This window comes from Ferrovum sp. (genome assembly GCF_027317285.1).
Classification (GTDB): Bacteria; Pseudomonadota; Gammaproteobacteria; order Burkholderiales; family Ferrovaceae; genus Ferrovum.
Map to the genome: position 1 here is coordinate 1 of NZ_DAHVHV010000015.1, position 18,654 is coordinate 18,654.

Annotated in this window: 18 protein-coding genes; 12 read left to right on the top strand and 6 right to left on the bottom strand. The window is 61.9% G+C overall.

The genetic code is table 11. The annotated features are described in order from the left end of the window. Positions 1-147 precede the first annotated feature (147 nt). From M6F29_RS05015 to lipA, 6 genes are all read left to right on the top strand, one after another. The gene (locus tag M6F29_RS05015) at positions 148-2,430 is read left to right on the top strand and encodes an EAL domain-containing protein (RefSeq protein WP_298157781.1); all 2,283 of its coding nucleotides are present in this window, start codon (positions 148-150) and stop codon (positions 2,428-2,430) included. 64 nt (positions 2,431-2,494) lie between these two features. After that, positions 2,495-3,604 (top strand): D-alanyl-D-alanine carboxypeptidase family protein, encoded by a 1,110-nt coding sequence (locus M6F29_RS05020; protein ID WP_298157818.1) that lies wholly within the window; start codon positions 2,495-2,497, stop codon positions 3,602-3,604. Then, positions 3,601-4,443, top strand: a complete 843-nt coding sequence (locus M6F29_RS05025; RefSeq protein WP_298157782.1) for a D-amino acid aminotransferase — start codon at positions 3,601-3,603, stop codon at positions 4,441-4,443. The genes M6F29_RS05020 and M6F29_RS05025 overlap by 4 nt, the downstream gene beginning before the upstream one ends. Beyond that, complete coding sequence (locus tag M6F29_RS05030; protein ID WP_297477342.1) at positions 4,436-4,711, top strand: YbeD family protein; 276 nt, start codon at positions 4,436-4,438, stop codon at positions 4,709-4,711. Before M6F29_RS05025 ends, M6F29_RS05030 begins: the two co-directional genes overlap by 8 nt. Before the next feature lie 98 nt (positions 4,712-4,809). Beyond that, positions 4,810-5,373, top strand: a complete 564-nt coding sequence (gene lipB, locus M6F29_RS05035; protein WP_366525943.1) for a lipoyl(octanoyl) transferase LipB — start codon at positions 4,810-4,812, stop codon at positions 5,371-5,373. Positions 5,374-5,375: 2 nt separating this feature from the next. Further along, positions 5,376-6,302 carry a lipoyl synthase gene (gene lipA / locus M6F29_RS05040; RefSeq protein ID WP_298157784.1) on the top strand — a complete coding sequence of 309 codons (927 nt, stop codon included), beginning with the start codon at positions 5,376-5,378 and terminating at the stop codon, positions 6,300-6,302. Positions 6,303-6,305: 3 nt separating this feature from the next. Here lipA and M6F29_RS05045 read toward each other — a convergent pair whose 3' ends face one another. Genes M6F29_RS05045 through M6F29_RS05070 form a run of 6 tightly spaced genes read right to left on the bottom strand, consistent with a single transcriptional unit; the run spans position 6,306 to position 12,362 of the window. Further along, positions 6,306-6,878 (bottom strand): septal ring lytic transglycosylase RlpA family protein, encoded by a 573-nt coding sequence (locus M6F29_RS05045; protein WP_298157785.1) that lies wholly within the window; start codon positions 6,876-6,878, stop codon positions 6,306-6,308. Next, positions 6,875-7,969 (bottom strand): rod shape-determining protein RodA, encoded by a 1,095-nt coding sequence (gene rodA / locus M6F29_RS05050; protein WP_298157786.1) that lies wholly within the window; start codon positions 7,967-7,969, stop codon positions 6,875-6,877. Before rodA ends, M6F29_RS05045 begins: the two co-directional genes overlap by 4 nt. Beyond that, complete coding sequence (mrdA, locus tag M6F29_RS05055; protein ID WP_298157787.1) at positions 7,962-9,851, bottom strand: penicillin-binding protein 2; 1,890 nt, start codon at positions 9,849-9,851, stop codon at positions 7,962-7,964. Before mrdA ends, rodA begins: the two co-directional genes overlap by 8 nt. A 1-nt stretch (position 9,852) precedes the next feature. Beyond that, positions 9,853-10,371 (bottom strand): rod shape-determining protein MreD, encoded by a 519-nt coding sequence (mreD, locus tag M6F29_RS05060; RefSeq protein ID WP_298157788.1) that lies wholly within the window; start codon positions 10,369-10,371, stop codon positions 9,853-9,855. A 10-nt stretch (positions 10,372-10,381) separates the two neighbouring features. Further along, complete coding sequence (mreC, locus tag M6F29_RS05065; RefSeq protein ID WP_298157789.1) at positions 10,382-11,296, bottom strand: rod shape-determining protein MreC; 915 nt, start codon at positions 11,294-11,296, stop codon at positions 10,382-10,384. A gap of 22 nt (positions 11,297-11,318) precedes the next feature. Beyond that, positions 11,319-12,362 carry a rod shape-determining protein gene (locus tag M6F29_RS05070; protein ID WP_297455400.1) on the bottom strand — a complete coding sequence of 348 codons (1,044 nt, stop codon included), beginning with the start codon at positions 12,360-12,362 and terminating at the stop codon, positions 11,319-11,321. Positions 12,363-12,435: 73 nt separating this feature from the next. Between M6F29_RS05070 and gatC the strand changes: the two genes are divergently transcribed. Genes gatC through M6F29_RS05100 form a run of 6 tightly spaced genes read left to right on the top strand, consistent with a single transcriptional unit; the run spans position 12,436 to position 18,618 of the window. Beyond that, a complete protein-coding gene (gene gatC, locus M6F29_RS05075) occupies positions 12,436-12,729 on the top strand; it encodes an Asp-tRNA(Asn)/Glu-tRNA(Gln) amidotransferase subunit GatC (RefSeq protein WP_297498179.1) in 294 nt (97 codons plus the stop codon). Between the two features lie 9 nt (positions 12,730-12,738). Next, positions 12,739-14,208, top strand: coding sequence for an Asp-tRNA(Asn)/Glu-tRNA(Gln) amidotransferase subunit GatA (gene gatA, locus M6F29_RS05080; RefSeq protein WP_298157790.1), 1,470 nt, complete (start codon positions 12,739-12,741; stop codon positions 14,206-14,208). Beyond that, positions 14,205-15,641, top strand: a complete 1,437-nt coding sequence (gene gatB, locus M6F29_RS05085; RefSeq protein ID WP_298157791.1) for an Asp-tRNA(Asn)/Glu-tRNA(Gln) amidotransferase subunit GatB — start codon at positions 14,205-14,207, stop codon at positions 15,639-15,641. The genes gatA and gatB overlap by 4 nt, the downstream gene beginning before the upstream one ends. Before the next feature lie 9 nt (positions 15,642-15,650). Beyond that, positions 15,651-16,793, top strand: coding sequence for a homoserine O-succinyltransferase MetX (metX, locus tag M6F29_RS05090; protein WP_298157792.1), 1,143 nt, complete (start codon positions 15,651-15,653; stop codon positions 16,791-16,793). Continuing rightward, positions 16,790-17,377, top strand: a complete 588-nt coding sequence (metW, locus tag M6F29_RS05095; protein WP_298157793.1) for a methionine biosynthesis protein MetW — start codon at positions 16,790-16,792, stop codon at positions 17,375-17,377. Before metX ends, metW begins: the two co-directional genes overlap by 4 nt. After that, complete coding sequence (locus M6F29_RS05100; RefSeq protein ID WP_298157794.1) at positions 17,374-18,618, top strand: AmpG family muropeptide MFS transporter; 1,245 nt, start codon at positions 17,374-17,376, stop codon at positions 18,616-18,618. Before metW ends, M6F29_RS05100 begins: the two co-directional genes overlap by 4 nt. The last annotated feature ends 36 nt before the right edge of the window (positions 18,619-18,654 follow it).

Sequence of the window (18,654 nt, forward strand, 5' to 3'; positions counted from 1 at the left end):
ATATCCTGGTACGAAGCAGTCTTCTGCGCCGCTTTCCCCGGGAAGAACTGATCCGTTTCGTGTTGAATGACATCAAGCCCATGATGGGGTCGGATGAAGTGCTGCATGTGACCCTGGACGTCAAGGTCCAGATACAGACCCGTGTCGATGAAATCGCTCAAGCTGGTTGATTGTCTGTTGACCGATGTGCCGCGTCGGCTCGATGGCGAGCGACCGGAAGGTACGGAAGACCCTTTCGTGGCGGTGTTTTCCGGGTCGGTCAGTCGTGGAAAATTCTGCGGGTTGGCCTCATTGTCGGACATTGCGGTTCATCCCGGCTGGATTTTTGCGGATCTGGTCGAGCATCGCGCCATTCACGCCCTGTCTTCCGAGGATTCGGTGCACTGCGCCTTGCGGGAAATGGGGCGGTGGCGGGTGGATGCCTTGCCGGTGCTGGACCGGAATGAGGCATTCATCGGCCTGGTGACCCGTACCAGCATCCTGCGCGCCCTGTTGCAGCAGGAATCCCGCCTGTTGCGGGAAACCCATCGCCTCAACCGGGAGATCGCGCACGACAAGGAACAACTGGCCTCCTGGACCTTCCGTCTGGCGAATCTGCACGAAGCCTCCCGTACCCTGCTCCAGGTGCTTGCCCATACTTCGCTCGAAGCCGACCTCCTGCAACACGGGATCGAGGCCCTGACCCAACTGCTTCAGGCCCGTTACGGCGCCATCGGCATTCTGGACGAGAAGGGCGCGCTGCTCAATTTTCATCACACCGGAATGACCGAGCAGCAGGTGGCCGGGATCGGCACTTTTCCTGAAGGTCGGGGTCTGCTGGGTGTCGTCATTCGCGAGGATACGGTGCTCCGGCTCCCGGAACTGTCCCGGGATCCGCGCAGCGCGGGGTTTCCTCCGGGGCATCCGGCCATGCATTCCCTGTTGGCGGTCCCGATTTCCCACGGGGGCAGGGTCTATGGGCGGATTTACCTCTGTGAAAAGTGGGAAGGGCAGGAGTTTACCGAAGAGGATGAACTGCTGGCCAAAAGTTTTGCCAACTCCCTCTCCCTGGTTCTGGAAAATGCCCGGGAAATGCGCGAGATGCAACAGGCCCAGCAGCACCTCGATTATCTGGCCCATTTCGATGCGCTGACCGGGTTGCCCAATCGGGGGTTGATCGAGGACCGCCTGCGCCAGGTGCTGGCCAACAGTCAGCGCCATGACCGTAAAATGGCCCTGATGTTCATCGATCTGGATAATTTCAAGGGGGTCAACGACACCTATGGCCATGCGGCGGGGGACGCCCTGTTGAAATCCATGGCAGGCGTTCTGACCGATGCCCTGCGCGAAGGGGATACGGTGGCGCGCCTGGGGGGGGACGAGTTCATCATCCTGTTGCCCGAGGTGGAATCGGTGCAGGATGTGGCCACGGTGGCAAAAAAGATCGTGGAGGCCGTCCGGGAACCGATTCGCCTGCCGGCGCTCGATCATGAAACCTGTGTGACGGTCAGCGTGGGCATCAGCATGTTTCCGGAGGACGGCCACACCCCGGAAGCCTTGATGTCCCGGGCAGACGTGGCCATGTACCACGCCAAATCCGTGGGCAAGAATGCCTTCCGGTTCTTTGCGGCCTCGCAGAATCTGGTGGTTCAGCAACGTTTGCGCCTGGAGATCCATTTGCGCAAGGCACTCGCGCGGGGGGAACTGTTTCTGGAATATCAACCACAAATCGATATCCAGGATGGACGGATCGTGGGTTTCGAGGCCTTGCTGCGCTGGACCAATGAAGAACTGGGGCCGGTGGCTCCCCTGGAATTCATCCCGGTGGCCGAGGAAACCGGAGTCATCATTCCGATTGGGGCCTGGGTTCTGCGGATGGCCTGCAGGCAAGCCAGGGAATGGCACCAACAGGGCTATTTTCTGAGGGCGGCCGTCAATGTGTCGGCCTGGCAGATCCATCACGATCCGGAATTTTTCGAGACGCTCAAACAGTGCCTGACCGAATCCGGCCTTCCCGGGGAGGCCCTGGAACTGGAAATCACCGAAAGCCTGATGGTCCAGAAGACGGAAGCGACCCTTGATTTGCTGGAGCGCATCAGGGGCCTGGGGGTGCGCTTTGCCATGGATGATTTCGGAACCGGCTATTCCTCCCTGAGTTACCTGAAACAACTGCCCCTGGACGTGGTCAAGATCGACCGGATATTCATTCACCACCTCCTCCATGACCGGAACGATGCAGCCATCGTGTCCGCCATACTGGCCATGACCCGACATCTGGGGTTGCTGGTGGTCGCAGAGGGCGTGGAAACCCGGGAACAGGTGGATTTCCTGAAAGAGCACGGCTGTCAGGAAGTTCAGGGGTACTACTATGGTCCGCCGGTTTCCGCCCCGATTTTTGCCGCCTCCTGGTTGAATTTCCTGCCGTCCGGAAAGAATGCGGCAGGAATGTGACGTGGGTCGTATAATCACGGACCAATTTCAGAGGCGCGTACAGGTCATGCGGTTATTCTTCTTGATGCTTTTGTGGGTGGGGGGGGCGACGGCGGTTTTCGCCGATTCCCCGTTGGTGGCGCCTTTCATCGCGGCTCGTGCGTATACCCTGGTGGAGGTGGAAAGCAACCAGCCCCTGGCCAGTCTGAACCCCGATCAGCGGATGGAGCCGGCCTCGCTCACCAAGCTCATGACTGCCTATCTGGTCTTCAAGGCCCTGCGGGAACAGAAAATCCATCCCGAACAGCGGGTGTTTCCCTCCGATCATGCCTGGCATATGCCCGGTTCCCGCATGTTCATTCAGGCTGGTAAAGCGGTCAGCGTCACGGACCTTCTGCATGGTTTGATCATCGAGTCGGGGAATGACGCAGGGGTGGCCCTGGCAGAAACCGTGGATGGGACGGAAGAAAAATTTGTGGAGCGGATGAACGCCATGGCCCATGGGATGGGGATGGAGAACACCCATTTCGTCAATGCCACGGGGTTGCCCGACCAGCAGCATTACAGTACGGCCCATGACCTGGGTATCCTGGCACAGGCACTGATTCGGGATTTTCCTGAATACTATCCGCTTTATGGGCAGAAGGAGTATACCTATGACGGGATCACGCAGCCCAACCGCAACCGCCTGTTGTGGATCGATCCTTCCGTGGATGGGTTGAAGACCGGACATACGGATTCTGCCGGCTATTGTCTGATCGCTTCGGCGCGGCGCGGCGAGCGGCGCCTGCTGGCCGTGGTACTGGGCACCAACAGCGATCTGGCCCGCACCAGCGAAAGCCAGAAGTTGCTCAACTGGGGGTTTCAGGCTTTCGAGTCCCGGATCCTCTTTCGACAGGGGGTGCCGGTGCGCGCCCTGAATGCGTACAAGGGAGGGAAGCCGACGGTTTCCGTGGGATTTGGACGGGATATCTGGGTGACCACGCCCGTGGGCCATGAAAAGGAGACGCGGGAAGTGTTGACGACGTTGCAACCGGTCATTGCGCCGGTGGATGCCGGCCAGAAAGTGGGCTCCCTGAAAGTCTATTACGCCGGGCAGTGGGTGAATGGGGCCGATCTGGTGGCGCTGGAGAGCATTCCGGCGGGGAATGTCTTTACGCGCAGTTGGGATGCGGTGAGGTTGATGCTGAAATGAGCCAGGTTTACCTGAATGGTGTCTTTCTGCCTCTGGAAGAGGCGCGGGTTCCGGTGCTGGACCGGGGGTTCCTGTTCGGAGACGGGGTTTATGAGGTGATTCCGGTGTATGGGCGCAAGCCCCTGGCACTGGAGGCCCATCTCGACCGTCTGGAACATTCCCTGGCGGGGATTCGTCTGGACAACCCCCTGGCGCGAACTGCCTGGGTATCCCTCCTGGAGCGTTTGATCCGGGAAGCAACGACGGACGACCAGTCCCTCTATCTTCAGGTGACGCGCGGCGTGGCCCCGCGGGACCATGGTTTTCCCGCCCAGGTCTCCCCCACCGTATTCGCCATGAGCAAGCCTTTGACGCCCGTGCCCCCGGAGTGGCTGCAGACCGGGGTGGCGGCCGTGACCCGGGTGGATGATCGGTGGCTGCATTGTGATCTTAAGACCACGGCACTGTTGGCCAATGTGCTGTTGCGCCAGCAGGCGCTGGATGAGGGGGCGGTGGAATGCCTGCTGTTGCGCGCCGGTTTTCTGACCGAAGGCGCGGCCAGCAATGTGGTGCTGGTGGTGGATGGGGTGCTGTGTTCTCCGCCCCGGAACCACCTTCTTCTCGCCGGAATCACGCTGGATCTGGTTTTGCACCTGGCAAGGCAGTTGAGGATCGCCCATGCCGAACGCCCGATTCGTGAAGAGGAGTTGCGTTCGGCCGAGGAAATCTGGGTGACTTCCAGTACCCGGGAAATGGTCCCGGTGACGAGACTGGACGGGCAACCCGTGGGGAACGGCCAACCCGGCCCCATCGGCCTTCGTTTGCTGCGTGCCTATCAGGGGTTGAAAAGCCATGGTTGAGGTTCCGCATGACGATGGGGTATTCGAGTTTCCCTGCGAGTTTCCCCTCAAGGTGATGGGATTGAGAACGGAACGCTTCGCCCAGACGGTGCTGGACATCGTCCTGCAGTTCGTGCCGGATTTTTCTGCGACAAACCTGGAGATGCGGGCCAGTTCCGGAGGGAAATACCTGAGTGTGACCTGCACCTTCAGGGCGACTTCGCGGGAACAGCTGGATGGTCTATACCAGGTCCTGTCCGGTCATCCGGACGTGGTCATGGTGCTATAGCGTTGAACGCGTTGCCCGCGGGCCGGGAAGAACGGTTTGAGCGCTGGGTGACCCGCAGTTTCCCCGCCCCGTTGGCCTATGAAACCGTTTGGCAGGCCATGCGCCACTGGACGGCTCAGCGTCAGGCGGATACCCCGGACGAGTTGTGGGGACTGGAACATCTGCCGGTCTATACGTTGGGTCAGGCAGGACAGCGGAGTTACCTGCACCACACCGGGACGATTCCCGTCGTGGAGACGGATCGCGGCGGTCAGGTCACCTACCACGGCCCGGGGCAGGCCATCGTGTATTGTCTGGTGGATCTGCGCCGGCGCGCGCTGGGCATCCGGGCGCTGGTGCACCATCTGGAGGAGGCCGTGATTTCGACCCTGGAACCCTACCAGATTCAGGCTCGAAGACGTAGGGGCGCGCCCGGGGTCTATGTCGGGGAAGCCAAGGTGGCGGCCCTGGGACTGCGGGTAAGCCAGGGCTGCTGTTATCATGGGGTCGCGCTCAATGTGGCCATGGATCTGGCGCCCTTTTCAGGGATCGACCCCTGCGGGTTGAAGGGCACGCCGGTGACGCAGACCCGGGATCTGGGGGTGACGGAAACGCTGCCGAACCTGCGCGCGGCGCTCATGCAGAAGATACGACAGCAACTGGATGGGGAGGAGAGCCGGTGAGCATGAAGGAGAAGGGGGCACTCAAGACCGCACGCATCCCCATCAAGGTTCAACCCCAGGCAGTCCAGCCCAAGCCTGCCTGGATCCGCGTCCGGATTCCCGCCGGGGAAAAGTTTCAGGCAGTGCGTACCCTGTTGCGGGAAGAGAAATTGCATACGGTCTGCGAAGAAGCCGCCTGCCCCAATATCGGGGAGTGTTTCAGCGGGGGGACCGCCACCTTCATGATTCTGGGGGATCGCTGCACGCGTCGTTGTCCTTTCTGCGACGTGGGTCATGGTCGGCCCGATCCGGTGGACCCTCAGGAGCCACAGCGTCTGGCGCGCAGCATCCAGCGCCTGGGCTTGCGTTTCGTGGTGGTGACCAGCGTGGATCGCGATGATTTGCGCGATGGGGGGGCAGGGCATTTCGTGGCCTGCATCCAGGCCATTCGGGCCTCTTCCCCCGCGACCCAGGTGGAAATCCTGGTCCCGGATTTCCGTGGGCGCCTGGAAACGGCGCTGGAACTGCTGGGTCAGGCTCCACCCCAGGTGTTCAACCATAACCTGGAAACCGTTCCCCGCCTCTATCCCTCGGTCCGACCGGGCGCCGACTATGCGCATTCGCTCCATTTGCTGCGCTCTTTCAAGGCGTTGCATCCCTCGGTGGCCACCAAATCCGGACTCATGCTGGGGTTGGGCGAAACCCTCGAGGAGGTGCGGGCGGTGATGGCAGATCTGCGTGCGCACGGGGTGGAGATGCTGACCCTGGGACAGTACCTGCAACCCACCGTCCACCACCTGCCGGTCACCCACTACTGGACGCCGGCGGTATTCGATCAGTTGGGCGAGGAAGCCCGGCGGCTCGGTTTCAGCCAGGTGGCTTCGGGGCCGCTGGTGCGCTCCAGTTACCATGCCGAAAGCCAGGCGACCGGGGCTGCGCGGACGGGTTGAGCCTCATTCCGGGAAAACCCGTTCCACTTCCACCCACGCCGTCCCCTGATTGACAAAGCCGAGTTTCCAGGCGGCGGTATACGTCAGATCGATGACCCGGTCGGATTTGAAAGGACCCCGGTCATTGACCCGTACCACCACCGATTTGTGGTTGACCAGGTTTGTGACCCGGACGTAGCAGGGGAGCGGCAGAATGGTACTTGCCCCGGTCATGCCGTACATGTCATAGAGTTCCCCGGTGGAGGTTTTCTGGTTGTGGAACTTGCGCCCGTACCAGGAAGCCAGCCCCTGAACTTTATAGGGCTTGTTGGAGAGGTCGGGGACGTAGACTTTGCCGAGGGCCGTATACGGGCGGTTGGCAAACTTGTTCAGGGGTTCCTTTCTGGGCACGGCATCAGGAATGCTGGCCAGATTGGCGGGCGGATGAAGACCTGGACCATCGGTCCGATAATGCCCTTCTTCCGGAGGGACGTGCGATACGGTTGAGGGGGGCGGGGTGGTACTACACCCGGCCAGGATGAGCAGGCCCAGACTCAGGGACAGCAGGGCTGCGCCGCGTCTCTTTCGGCAGGTCATTGTTTGACCAATTTGCGGTGGTGATGCACGCTCATCAAAAAACCCACACTACTGAACAAGGTAACCAAGGACGTACCTCCATAACTGAGAAAGGGCAGAGGGACCCCCACCACGGGTAAAATGCCGCTGACCATGCCCATGTTGACAAAGGTGTAAGTAAACAGGGTCATGGACAGCGCCCCCGCCATCAGACGGGAAAAGGGCGTGGATCCCTCATTGGCGATGTAAAAGCCACGGGTGATCAACACCAGCATGGCCCCCAGAAAGACCAATTCTCCCACCAAACCGAATTCTTCGCCAAACACGGCAAAAATGAAATCCGTGGTGTGCTCCGGCAGGAAATCCAGATGGGACTGGGTACCCTGTAACCAGCCTTTCCCCAGTACGCCGCCGGAACCGATGGCGATCATGGCCTGCAGGGTATGATAGCCCGCCCCCAGGGGATCCTGAGTGGGGTCGAGAAAGATGAGGATGCGTTTCTTCTGGTAACCATGCAGGAGGGGCCAGAGCAGGGGGAGGGCCGCCAGGGCCAGTGCGCCCAGGAGCCCCATCACTTTCCACGGCAAACCGGCAAAATAGAGGATGTAGAATCCGGAACTGGCGATGAGGAGCGCGGTGCCCAGATCGGGTTGGCGCAGGACCAGGCCCACCGGCACCAGGACCATCAGGGCTGCCACCACGAAATCACGCCAGTTCCGGGTGCGTGCACGCCACTCGAAAAAAGCGGCCAGGGCCATGGGCAGGGCCAGTTTCATCAATTCCGAGGGCTGCACATGCAGGGGACCGAGGTGCAGCCAGCGCCGGGCGCCATGACTGACTTCTCCAAACAGGGCAACCGCGATCAGGGCCAACAGGGCCAGTCCGTACAGGGGGAAGGCCAGGCGTTCCAGAATATGGGGATTGGTTCGGGCCACCAGTCCCATCACCAGGAAGGCCAGTCCCAGGTTGCGTACCTGACTCAGCACTTTGCCCACTTCCCCCCCCGAGGCACTGTAGAGCACGATCAGGCTGAACAGGACGAGGAACAGGGTGGTATGGAGCAAGGTCCGGTCCATGGGCGCGATCCAGCGGAGATAGGCGCGCTTAATCATGGGGAGCGGCAGCGGGAAGTGCAGGGGGCGGCGGGGACCGTTTGCCCAGCAGGTAATAGTCGAAAACCTGGCGGGCGATGGGCGCAGCCGTCGAGCCGCCATGGCCGCCATTTTCCACCAGGACGGCCACGGCCAGACGGGGGTGATCCGCCGGCGCATAGGCGATGAACAGGGCGTGGTCGCGATTATGTTCGGTCAGGGCGCTGGCTTTGTATTTTTCCCCCTGACGGATGCCGACGACCTGAGCCGTACCGGTTTTACCGGCCATCGAGTAGGGGGCTCCCATGCCAGCCTGGGCGGCAGTTCCCCCGGGTTTCATGACCCCGATCATGGCGTTGCGCACGGTTTCCAGGTCCTCTGGGCGGAAACTGAGGGCTTGGCCGACCTTGGGCGCGATGGGGGTGATCCGACCGGATTCCGCGTGACGGATGGCCCGCACCAGATGGGGCGTCATGCGTTTCCCCTGGTTGGCCAGCATGGCTGTGGCCACGGCCAGTTGCAGGGGGGTCGCCAGTACATAGCCCTGACCGATCCCGCTGATGACCGTATCGCCCGCATACCAGTCCTGGTGATATTTTTTTTGTTTCCAGGCGCTCGAGGGGTAAAGTCCCGCCGCTTCCCCATCCAGGTCGATGCCAGTTTTTTGTCCGAATCCGAACAGGGTGAAGAAATCATGCATCCGGTCGATGCCCATTGCGTTGGCCAGGCTGTAGTAGTAGGTGTCGCAGGACTGAATGATGGAAAGCGCCATGTCCACATTGCCGTGTCCTCCCTCGCGCCAGTCCCGGTAGCGATGGCTGCTGCCGGGAAAGGAAAAGTAACCGGGATCATACAGGACCTCGTCGGCGCTGCGCACCTTCAGTTGCAGTGCGGCCAGAGCCATGAAGGGCTTGACGGTGGAGCCGGGGGGGTACTGTCCGCGCAGGGCACGATCGTTGAGGGGATGGTCGGGCGAGGTATTCAGATCGTTCCAGTGCTCCTGGTCGATCCCGTCCACGAACAAATTGGGATCAAAGCCCGGCTGGCTGACAAAGGCCAGGACTTCGCCCGTCTCCGGGTCGATGGCAACCAGCGCCCCGCGCTGGAGGCCAAAGGCCTCCTCCGCCACTTGTTGCAGCCGGGCATCGATGGTCAGGTACAGGTCGTTTCCGGAAACGGGCGCCGTTTGAGCCAGACTGCGCAGCCCATGTCCTGCCGCGTCGGTTTCGACCTGTTCGGAACCGGTCGTCCCATGGAGGAGGGATTCGTAATGCTTCTCGATCCCCGATTTGCCGATATGGTTGGTGCCCCGGTACTGGTCGCTCAGGTCTTCATCTTCCAGATGATCCTGGTCCTCTTCGTTGATCCGGCCGATGTACCCGATCAGATGGGCGGCGTGCAGGCCCAGGGGGTAGGTTCGGGTGAGGCGGGCTTCGATGTCCACGCCGGGGAAACGGTAGCGATTCACGGAAAAGCGTGCGACTTCTTCTTCCGTGAGATGGGTGCGGATGGCAACGGGGGCCAGTCCGTGGCTTTCATCGCGCATTTTCTGGAATAATTTGCGGTCCGAGGGGCTGATGCTCACCAACTGGGTCAAGGCTTCCAGGGTGGCCGGAATATCCGGGCAGAGATGGGGGTCGATCTCCAGATCGAATTCGTAACGATTCTCTGCCAGCACCACGCCGTGGCGATCGAGGATCAGTCCGCGCTGGGGAACCAGGGGAACGATGGCAATCCGGTTGGCTTCTGCCAGGGTGTGGTAATACCGCTGGGCCACGATTTGCAGCCAGGCAAGGCGGGCGATCAGGGCCAGGAACAGAACGATGACGAACCACCAGGTGACCCCGAGACGAAAGCGGAAATTCCACCGTTCCTGGTGTGGATTGCGCAGGGGGGGCGTCATGTCAGGGGGACTGCGGGGGGGCGGCGGGACGGGGCGCGCGTTCCAGCAAGCGGGGCAGGAAGGGCCACCCCAGGGCGCCCAGCAAGGGCTGGATCACCCACCAGGACCAGTTCGGCCAGGCGTAACCCAGTACGCCGTTCACCAACCCTTCCAGCCATTGGGTCAGCAGCAGCAACATCAGTACGTGCAGCATCTGGTTGAGCCGATAAAAGGACAGAATGCGCGGCCGATAGTACTGAACCAGGACGAAGAGTGCCGAATAGGTCAGGGCGTGGATGCCGAGTACATGGCTTTGTGCCACATCGCTCAACATCCCCAGCAGGAAAGCCTTGCCGGCGCCCATTTCGGTGGGTTCAAAGATACCCCAGTAGATCAGGAGCAGCGCCGTGATATCGGGGCGTATCCACAGTCCCCAGCCTTGCCAGGGCAGAAAAAGAAAGATCAGACTCAGTCCCAGGCTGGCATGAATCCACCCGCGCGAGGGGGAAACACGCAGGGTTGCCGCAGGGAGGGAGGCCATGGAGTCCATGTCAGGGCTTTTTATGAGTCGGTTCATGAACCGGGGAATGGCGTTGGTTGTCCAGCGTGGGCAGGTTCTGGAAAGCCGTGTTGGGCGCCATGACCAGAACGTCGGGATAGGTATCGGTGCCGGCGTTGACACGCGCCGTGATTTCGACAAAGGCGGAAGAGGGATGGCGCGTGACGGAAGTCAGGGTGGCAACGGTCAATCCCCGGGGATACAGGCCATCGATGCCGGAGGTGAGCAGGATATCCCCGACCCTGACATCGGTTTGTGAAGGGACATAGGGCAGGGAAAGTTCCCCCTGATGGCCGGTTCCCATGGCCAGGGTACGCAATCCGGTGCGTTCGATTTCGACGGGGATGGTCAGGTCGCGGTTGCTGATCAGGGTGACTTCACTTTCGTCGGGGTAGACACGCGTGATCTGACCCATCAGTCCCTGATCGGTCAGGACGGGAGAGCCGGCCTGGAGACCCTGACTCTCTCCGCCTTCGAGCAGCACCTTCTGGACGAAGGGGTTGCGCGCGCTGCCGATGAGACGGTGGACCTGCCCTGTAAAGCGAGGGCTGTTCCCGAGTTGCATCAGGGCGTGTAACCGGGTCAGGTCCCGGGTCAGGAGGGTGGCTTGCTGAACCAGGGCGGCCTGTCCCAGCAATTCATGGCGCAGGGCGTCGTTCTCGGCCTGCAGGCGTTCCAGGGTGGTCAGGCGGCGGCCGAGTTCCTGCCCGGTCCAGAGAGGAACCCGAGCCAGTTCCTGGAGCGGGAGGGTCCAGATCCGCAGGATCTGGTGGACTCTTTCCAGGCGATGATAATGGTGGTCGAGAAGAATGCAGGTCAGGGCGAGCAGGCCATAAATCCCGCTCCTCAGCCAGAGAGGGGACGGGCGCGAGAACAGGTCGCTGGGACGGGATTTCAGGGGCGACATGCCGAACCGCAGAAGATCGCCATCAATCGGAGGTGAAGACCACACCCAACTTGTCGATATCCTCCAGGGCCTGACCACAACCGCGCACCACACAGGTCAGCGGGTCTTCCGCGATCAGGACGGGAAGCCCGGTTTCTTCGATCAGGAGACGGTCGATGTCGCGCAGCAGGGCGCCCCCCCCGGTGATGACCATGCCGCGTTCGGCGATATCCGCCCCCAGTTCGGGAGGGGTTTGCTCGAGTACCTGGTGGACGGTGCCGATGATGTTGTTCAGGGGGTCGGTCAGGGCTTCGAGGATCTCGTTACTGGAAATGGTGAAGGTGCGGGGGACGCCTTCCGACAGGTTGCGTCCCTTGACCTCGATTTCCCGAACCTCCGAACCCGGAAAGGCGGAGCCGATCTCTTTCTTGATCTGCTCGGCGGTGGTTTCGCCGATCAGCATGCCGTAGTTGCGGCGAATGTAGTTGATGATGGCTTCGTCGAACTTGTCGCCGCCCGTGCGTACCGAGGAGGCAAAGACCAGGCCGCCCAGGGACATGACGCCCACTTCCGTGGTGCCGCCGCCGATGTCCACCACCATCGAGCCGGTGGCTTCGCGCACCGGCAGGTTTGCCCCGATCGCCGCTGCCATGGGTTCCTCGATCAGGAACACTTGACGCGCCCCGGCGCCCAGAGCAGACTCGCGGATGGCGCGACGCTCCACCTGGGTGGAGCCGCAGGGCACGCAGATGATGATGCGCGGACTGGGCGAAAGCAGGCGGGATTCATGGACCTGGCGGATAAAGTATTTGAGCATCTGCTCAGTGATGGTAAAATCCGCAATGACCCCGTCCTTCATGGGGCGGATGGCGGTGATGTTGCCCGGGGTGCGCCCCAGCATGGCTTTGGCAGCAAGACCGACGGCCTGGATGACTTTTTTGCCATGATTCTCGCGGTCATGGCGAATCGCAACAACCGAGGGTTCATTGAGTACGATGCCCTTGCCGCGCGAGTAGATCAGGGTATTGGCGGTCCCGAGATCTATGGCGAGGTCAGTGGAAAAATAACCGCGCAGAAATTCGAACATGATGCTCCCTTGGATACAGGATCAAAGCCCCTTATGATACGCGATTACACCATTCCTTTCCACGGGAGGTTTCTTGTCTGATTCGTTGAATGAAAGTTCCCTGCGCCATCTGGCGCGTCTGGCCTGCATCGAACTGAGCGCCGGGGAGTTGGACCATTTGCCGGCCCAGTTTCACAGCATTCTGGGACTCATCGACCGGCTGCAGCAAGTGGATACCCAGGGGGTCAAACCCCTGGCCCAGTCTTTTGATCTGCCGTTGCGTCTGCGGGAGGATGAGATCACCACCCGGGATCAGCGCGCACGGTTCCAGTCCCTGGCTCCCGAAGTGGCGGACGGCCTGTATCTCGTTCCCCGAGTCATCGAATAAGGGCACCTCATGAATCTTGATGAATTCTCACTGCGTACGCTCTGCGCAGGATTACGCGAGCGTACCTTTTCCAGCGAAGAACTGACCCGGGCCTACCTGCAGCGTATCGAACAGCACAATGCGCGCCTGGGGTGTTTCATTACGGTGGACCCCGAACGTTCCCTGTCCCAGGCCCGTGCCGCCGATGCGCGTCTGGCGCGGGGAGAAGGGGGGCCGCTGACGGGGGTTCCGGTGGCGCACAAGGACATTTTCTGCGCCGAGGGATGGCTGACCACCTGTGGTTCGCGCATGCTGTCCAACTTCGTGGCCCCCTACGACGCCCACGTCATCCAGCGCTTCAATGAGGCCGGTGCGGTCATTCTGGGGAAGACCAACATGGACGAATTTGCCATGGGGTCGAGCAATGAAACCTCCTTTTACGGCCCGGTGCACAATCCCTGGCGGCCGGCGCACGTGCCCGGGGGCAGTTCCGGAGGGTCTGCGGCGGCCGTGGCGGCCCGTCTGGCCCCCCTGGCCACCGCCACGGATACGGGCGGATCCATTCGCCAGCCGGCGGCCTTCTGCGGGATCAGCGGGATCAAACCCACCTATGGACGGGTTTCCCGTTATGGCATGATCGCCTTTGCCTCCAGTCTCGACCAGGGCGGGTTGATGGCGCCCAGTGCGGCAGATCTGGCCTGGGGTCTGGGTACCCTGGTGGGCTTCGACGAACGGGACGCCACTTCGGTGGCGCGCCCGGCGGAGGACTTCAACGCGCCCCTCGACTCTTCCCTGGAAGGATTGCGCATCGGTTTGCCCCGTCAGTATTTCGGTGCGGGGGTGGACCCCGAGGTGGCGCGCGCCCTGGAGGAAGCCCTGCGCGTCTATGAATCCCGCGGCGCCCGACTCGTGGAAGTCGACCTGCCGCACAGCGACCTGTCGGTGCCGGTTTACTATGTCCTGGCGCCTGCCGAAGCCTCCAGCAATCTGTCGCGCTATGATGGCGTGCGCTATGGATGGCGTGCGCAACAGTACGGCGATCTCAATGAAATGATCGCGCGCAGCCGGGCCGAAGGGTTTGGCGCAGAGGTCAAGCGGCGCATCCTGATCGGCGCCTATGTGTTGTCCCAGGGGTATTATGATGCGTACTACCTGCAGGCCCAGCGGGTGCGCCGCCTCATCCAGCAGGATTTTTTGCAGGCGTTTGAACAGTGTGACGTGTTGATGGGCCCCACCACCCCCAGTACAGCCTTCCGTTTTGGCGACAAGGGGAGCGATCCGGTCCAGATGTACCTGTCCGACATTTTTACCATCGGGGTCAATCTGGCGGGCTTGCCGGGCATGTCCATTCCGGCGGGGTTCGATGGCCAGGGGTTGCCCGTGGGGCTGCAACTGATTGGTCCCCACTTCAGCGAGGCGCGCCTTCTGGCCATTGCCCATGGGTATCAGCAAGTCACCGATTGGCACGCCCGGGTTCCCGGGCAGGGAGAAAAGGCATGAAGTGGGAAATGGTCATCGGGCTGGAAACCCATGTGCAGTTGGCAACCCGTTCCAAAATGTTCTCCGGTTCGCCCACGGCTTTCGGCGCGGCGCCGAATGTTCAGGCCGATGCGGTGGATCTGGCCCTGCCCGGCGTTCTGCCGGTTCCGAACCGGCAGGCCGTCGCCGAGGCCATTCGCTTCGGTCTGGCGGTGGGGGCACAGATCAATCCGCGTTCGTGGTTCGAACGCAAGAATTATTTTTATCCCGATCTGCCCAAGGGGTATCAGATCAGCCAGTACGAGGAACCGGTGGTCAAGGGCGGCGTCGTGACCTTCGACCTGGAGGGCGTGCCGCACCAGGTGCTCCTGACCCGGGCGCACCTGGAAGAGGATGCGGGCAAGTCGCTGCATGAAGACTTCCACGGGCGTTCCGGCATCGACCTGAATCGTGCCGGGACGCCCCTGCTCGAAATCGTGACGGAACCGGTGATGCGCAGCGCCGCGGAAGCGGTGGCCTATGCCCGCACCTTGCACCAACTGGTGACCTGGATCGGGATTTGCGATGGCAACATGCAGGAGGGGTCGTTCCGCTGCGATGCCAACGTCTCGGTCCGGCCGCGCGGACAGGTCGAGTTTGGGACGCGCTGTGAGATCAAGAACCTGAATTCCTTCCGCTTTCTGGAACAGGCCATCCTGCATGAATTTGAACGGCAGGTCGAGTTGCTGGAAAGCGGGGGTAAGGTGGTTCAGGAAACCCGCCTGTACGACCCCGAGCGGGATGAGACACGGGCCATGCGCTCCAAGGAAGATGCCCAGGATTACCGCTATTTCCCGGATCCGGACCTGCCGCCCCTGTGTATCGATGCCGCCTGGATCGAGCAGGAACGGGCCGCCCTGCCGGAATTGCCGGCGGCTCTGGCGCAACGTCTGCAGACCCGGTTTGGTCTGTCCGCCTATGACGCCGGTTTGCTGACCGCCTCCCGGGAATGGGCCGATTATTTTCTGACCATGACGGCGGAAGGCACTCTGGACCCCAAACTCTGTGCCAACTGGATGACCGGAGAATTGGCCGCTACCCTCAAGCGGATGGGGCGGGAGGTGCAGGATTCCTGCGTGAGTGCCTCTCAACTGGCGGCTTTGCTGCGACGGATCCAGGACGGCACCCTGTCGGGCAAGATGGCCCGGGAGGTATTCGAGATCCTGTGGCAGGAGGGAGGAGAGGTGGATGCGCTCATCGAGGAGCGTGGCCTCTCCCAGGTCTCGGACAGCGGGGTGCTGGAAAAGTTGATCGATGAATTGTTGGCGGCTCATCCGGCCCAGGTGGAGGAGTTTCGCGCAGGCAAGGACAAGGTTTTTGGTTTTTTTGTGGGGCGAGCCATGAAGGCCAGCGGTGGGCGTGCCCATCCGCAACAACTCAACGAGTTGCTGCGCCGCAAATTGAGCGGGTCCTGAGCGCGCGTGATGACCCGAACCGCATCGTCCGTCGGCATCGTCTCTGCCCGGGAAGCGCATTTCGAGGTTCCCCTGCGCCTGTCCTCGGGCGCGGTATTGCCGCGCTACCAACTGGTGTATGAGACCTACGGGACCCTCAACGAACGGAAGGACAACGCCATCCTGGTCTGTCATGCCCTGTCCGGTTCCCATCATGTGGCGGGGCAGTATGCCGGGGATCCCCGTGCGGTGGGTTGGTGGGACAACATGGTCGGGCCCGGCAAACCCGTGGATACGGACCGGTTTTTTGTGATCGGGGTCAACAATCTGGGGGGGTGTCACGGTTCGACGGGCCCCGCCAGCGTGAACCCGGCCACGGGCCAGCCCTATGGGTCGGGTTTTCCGTTTCTGACGGTGGAAGACTGGGTCGAGTCCCAGGCACGCCTGGCGGATCATCTGGGGATTTCCACCTTTGCGGCCGTGATGGGGGGGAGTTTGGGGGCCATGCAGGCCCTGCAATGGACGATCCGTTTTCCGGAACGGGTCCGCCATGCCCTGATCATCGCCGCCGCCCCCTGCCTTTCTGCCCAGAATATCGGTTTCAATGAAGTGGCGCGTCAGGCCATCACCGGCGATCCCCATTTCTACGGGGGAGATTTCTATGCACAGGGCGTCGTGCCGGAACGCGGGCTGAGCCTGGCGCGGATGTTGGGGCACATCACCTACCTGAGCGATGACGCCATGATGACAAAATTCGGGCGCGAATTGATCGGAGGCACGCCCCGTTTTTCTCTGGAAGTGGAATTCGAGATCGAATCCTATCTGCGCTACCAGGGAAAAAAGTTTTCGGAACGGTTTGATGCCAACACCTATCTGATCATGACCAAGGCCCTGGATTACTTCGATCCGGCGCGGGCCACGGGCGGCGATCTGGCACGGGCCCTGAAGCCGGCGCGCGCGCAGTTCCTGGTTCTGTCCTTCACCACGGACTGGCGTTTTTCTCCCGCCCGCTCCCGTGAGATCGTCCAGGCGCTGCTGGACAACCGGGCGGTGGTGAGTTATGCGGAAATCGATTCCAACCAGGGGCATGATGCCTTTCTGATGGAAAACGAGGATTATTTTGCGGTGATGTCCGCCTATCTCGACCGAATTGCCGGGGAGTGCAGCCCATGATCCGCGCCGACTATGAACTGATTGCCCAGGGCGTGTCCATGGAAAGCCGGGTGCTCGATCTGGGCTGCGGGGACGGTCAGTTGCTGGCCCATCTCCAGCGCGTCCGACGGGTCAGCGGGTACGGCATCGAAATCGTTCCGGAGCGGGTGGTGGCTGCGTTGCGCAACGGGATTCCGGTGTTGCAGGTCAATCTGGAAGAGGGATTGTCGGGTTTTTCCGACCATTCCTTCGATACCGTGATCCTTTCCCAGACGTTGCAGGCCATGCGTCACACGGAAGAAATCCTGCGGGAAATGTTGCGGGTGGGGCGCGAAGGGATCGTCACCTTCCCGAATTTCGGTTACTGGAGACACCGCTGGCAGGTTTTGAACGGGACCATGCCCAAGTCCGCGGATATGCCCTACGAATGGTACGACACCCCCAATGTCCACCTCTGCACGTTGCGTGATTTCGAGGCGCTGTGCGCCCATAGCGGCGTACAGGTCATGGAGCGGCGCGTGATGAATCCGGCAGGGCACCCCGTGGAACTCATGCCCAACCTGTTGGGCAGCCTCGCCTATTACCGCATCCGCTCCCGGGAATGAGCGCCGGTTTCCTGAAGGCGCGTGACGGCGCCCGGTCCCTGGGCGTGATTCTCCTGCTCGGGTTTTCTTCCGGGCTCCCGCTCTCCCTGAGCGGCGCCACCCTGCAGGCCCGCCTGACCACGGAGGGGATCCCGCTGACGCAGATCGGCTGGATCACCCTGGCGGGACTTCCCTATACCCTCAAGTTTCTTTGGGCTCCCTGGCTGGACCGGTTTTCCCTGCCTTTTTTGGGACGGCGGCGCGGCTGGATCCTGGTCACCCAGATTCTGACACTGGGGCTGATCCTGGTTCTGGGGCATACCCGGAGTTCGGCTCCCCCCGTCCTGCTGGCCTCCATTGCGCTGGGGCTGGCCCTGGCCTCCGCCACCCAGGACATCGTGGTCGATGCCTACCGGACCGATCTCCTTCCCCCGGAGGCGCGCGGATTGGGCGCCAGTGCGGCCATGCTGGGTTATCGTCTGGCCATGCTCTGTGCGGGGGCCCTGGCCCTGGTGTGGGCGGCCCGGGTGGGTTGGACGGATACCTACGATGTCCTGGCCCTGGCCCTGGGGGTGGGCATCCTTGGGACCCTCTGGGCGCGGGAACCCGAGGCGCCCGACCCGGTGTCGGGATCCTGGCGCGAGACCCTGAAGGGGCCGTGGCAGGATTATTTTGCCCGTCCCGGCGCCCGTGCCCTGCTGAGCCTGGTGGTGCTGTACAAACTGGGGGATGCCCTGGCCTTTGCCCTGTCTTCCGTTTTCCTCTTGCGCGGGTTGGGTTTTGGCCTGGCCGAAGTCGGGACCATCGGCAAGGGGGTGGGGTTGATGGCCACTCTGGCAGGCAGTTTCGTGGGGGGCGCGCTGATGCTCCGCTGGGGCATCTACCGCAGCCTGTGGTATTTTGGCTGGATTCAGGGGTTGGCGACCCTGTCTTTCGCGGGATTGGCCGCCTGGGGGCACCACTTCCCGGCCATGGTGGGGGCGGTGTTTCTCGAAAACTTCACCAGTGGCATGGGCACCAGCGCCTTTGCCGCCCTGCTCATGAGTTTGTGCACGCCGCGCTATAGTGCGACCCAGTTTGCGCTGCTCTCGGCGCTGGCGGCCATCGGGCGGGTCTCCATGGGGCCGGTGGCGGGCCTGTTGTCGGAACGGGCGGGCTGGGAAGTGTATTTTTTGGTGGCAACCGTGGCGTCTTTGCCCGGGTTGGGGCTATTGCGGGTTTTGCGACGGCATATCCTGGCCCTGGAGTGCGAGCGCCGTTGATTCAATGTTTCGACCGACGATCGAGGTCAGGGGGAG

Coding starts and splice junctions, on each gene's coding strand:
- M6F29_RS05015 (WP_298157781.1), top strand. CDS start 148: ATGAAATCGCTCAAGCTGGTTGATTGTCTGTTGACCGATGTGCCGCGT.
- M6F29_RS05020 (WP_298157818.1), top strand. CDS start 2,495: ATGCTTTTGTGGGTGGGGGGGGCGACGGCGGTTTTCGCCGATTCCCCG.
- M6F29_RS05025 (WP_298157782.1), top strand. CDS start 3,601: ATGAGCCAGGTTTACCTGAATGGTGTCTTTCTGCCTCTGGAAGAGGCG.
- M6F29_RS05030 (WP_297477342.1), top strand. CDS start 4,436: ATGGTTGAGGTTCCGCATGACGATGGGGTATTCGAGTTTCCCTGCGAG.
- lipB (WP_366525943.1), top strand. CDS start 4,810: ATGCGCCACTGGACGGCTCAGCGTCAGGCGGATACCCCGGACGAGTTG.
- lipA (WP_298157784.1), top strand. CDS start 5,376: ATGAAGGAGAAGGGGGCACTCAAGACCGCACGCATCCCCATCAAGGTT.
- M6F29_RS05045 (WP_298157785.1), bottom strand. CDS start 6,878: ATGACCTGCCGAAAGAGACGCGGCGCAGCCCTGCTGTCCCTGAGTCTG.
- rodA (WP_298157786.1), bottom strand. CDS start 7,969: ATGATTAAGCGCGCCTATCTCCGCTGGATCGCGCCCATGGACCGGACC.
- mrdA (WP_298157787.1), bottom strand. CDS start 9,851: ATGACGCCCCCCCTGCGCAATCCACACCAGGAACGGTGGAATTTCCGC.
- mreD (WP_298157788.1), bottom strand. CDS start 10,371: ATGGCCTCCCTCCCTGCGGCAACCCTGCGTGTTTCCCCCTCGCGCGGG.
- mreC (WP_298157789.1), bottom strand. CDS start 11,296: ATGTCGCCCCTGAAATCCCGTCCCAGCGACCTGTTCTCGCGCCCGTCC.
- M6F29_RS05070 (WP_297455400.1), bottom strand. CDS start 12,362: ATGTTCGAATTTCTGCGCGGTTATTTTTCCACTGACCTCGCCATAGAT.
- gatA (WP_298157790.1), top strand. CDS start 12,739: ATGAATCTTGATGAATTCTCACTGCGTACGCTCTGCGCAGGATTACGC.
- gatB (WP_298157791.1), top strand. CDS start 14,205: ATGAAGTGGGAAATGGTCATCGGGCTGGAAACCCATGTGCAGTTGGCA.
- metX (WP_298157792.1), top strand. CDS start 15,651: ATGACCCGAACCGCATCGTCCGTCGGCATCGTCTCTGCCCGGGAAGCG.
- metW (WP_298157793.1), top strand. CDS start 16,790: ATGATCCGCGCCGACTATGAACTGATTGCCCAGGGCGTGTCCATGGAA.
- M6F29_RS05100 (WP_298157794.1), top strand. CDS start 17,374: ATGAGCGCCGGTTTCCTGAAGGCGCGTGACGGCGCCCGGTCCCTGGGC.